The following is a 1,187-nucleotide window of genomic DNA, read 5'->3' as shown; positions in this document are numbered from 1 at the left end:
ACACAAAAAAGAGGGCGCTTCTATTAAGCGCAAGGTGGATTCAGGTTTACCGTCAACGTTTCAACCATCTGCAAAAAGAGCAAAGCCTGCGCCATCCGCTGCAGCCGGCTCCGAAGAACAGCTTAGGGCAATGATACAAAAACAGGCAGAGTCATCTTCCTCGTCGGATGAGTAGTTGTCAGTCTTCAACAATCCGGTAAATTCGATCTTTACCCTCGGGCTTTTCGGAGGTGATGGTCAGCCCGAGTCGTTTTTTTATTGTGCCTGCAAGAGTGCCCCGAACGGTGTGTTGTTGCCAACCTGTTTCGACCATTATTTTGGCTATGGTGGTGCCCTGTGGCCTTCTCAACAGTTCAATGACCCGATGGAGCTTGGTACCGGGACGGGTGACGGGCTTCTTCTCTTCGGCTTCTGGCTGTTCCACCCCGATGGCCTGTCGCCCTTCCGGTGTCAGGGAGTAATTGATCCAGTTCTTGCAGGTCTTTGCTCTCAAGAGCCCCCGTTTGATCAGACTTTCGAGCACTTTTTTCCGGGCACCACCGCGCAGCGGGATGTCCTGGGCAGTTAAGTGTCCATTGCCGTGGATCAGTTGCAGGGTATTGGTTTGGGTGTCGGTCAGTTTCATGGCGTCTCTCCTTGTTGCCGTGATGAATCGGGCCAGTTGGCCAGTGTGTCATCCAGGTCCTCTGCCAGGCGTGCGAGGGTGCCCACATGGCACCAGTCGCATTCCTCCGGCGAGGGCAGGGTGAAGTGGTTAACCCGCAGATCAATCATTTTTGCAATGAGCGCGTCAATACGGTGCAGGTGCATCAGCAGGGCTTCTTCGATGGCATCTTGCCGATTCATGGTGCTTGTCCTGTCCGGGTGNTGCCGGGCGCTGTCGGGCTATGGCGGGAGGCATGGGACCCTATGGCGTTGGTTTCACAATCGGAATTTGCCCGGCGCAATGGCTGGTCCCGGCAGTATGTCAGCAAACTGGTGCGCCAGGGGCGGATAACGCTTGAAAACGGCAAGATTAACGAAACGGTCGCACTGCAGGCGCTTAAGGCTGACGGTGAGCCTTCAACCGTGCTTAGGCAAACGGCCCCGGCAAAGCCCATGCAACCGCCTGTTACGGCCCCGGTGCCGACAGAGGGGCGCTCGGCGGTTGACTATCTTACCGCCCGTACCATGCGTGAGGCCTATCG

Annotated in this window: 3 protein-coding genes; 1 reads left to right on the top strand and 2 read right to left on the bottom strand. The window is 56.3% G+C overall.

Annotated elements, in window-relative coordinates:
• Positions 1-178: 178 nt before the first annotated feature.
• Both ABD892_RS03055 and ABD892_RS03050 read right to left on the bottom strand, forming a co-directional pair.
• Entirely contained in the window at positions 179-625 is a 447-nt protein-coding gene (locus tag ABD892_RS03055; RefSeq protein ID WP_345193725.1) for a DUF3489 domain-containing protein, read from the bottom strand.
• Positions 622-846: a hypothetical protein gene (locus ABD892_RS03050; RefSeq protein ID WP_345193723.1), complete on the bottom strand. Its 225-nt coding sequence runs from the start codon at positions 844-846 to the stop codon at positions 622-624. The genes ABD892_RS03055 and ABD892_RS03050 overlap by 4 nt, the downstream gene beginning before the upstream one ends.
• A 63-nt stretch (positions 847-909) precedes the next feature.
• Between ABD892_RS03050 and ABD892_RS03045 the strand changes: the two genes are divergently transcribed.
• The coding region (locus tag ABD892_RS03045) for a hypothetical protein (protein ID WP_345193721.1) at positions 910-1,187 on the top strand (278 nt) is incomplete at its 3' end.

Origin of the sequence: Kistimonas scapharcae, assembly GCF_039540975.1 — a bacterium.
Lineage (GTDB): Bacteria > Pseudomonadota > Gammaproteobacteria > Pseudomonadales > Endozoicomonadaceae > Kistimonas > Kistimonas scapharcae.
This window is presented reverse-complemented; position numbering and strand designations above follow the sequence as displayed.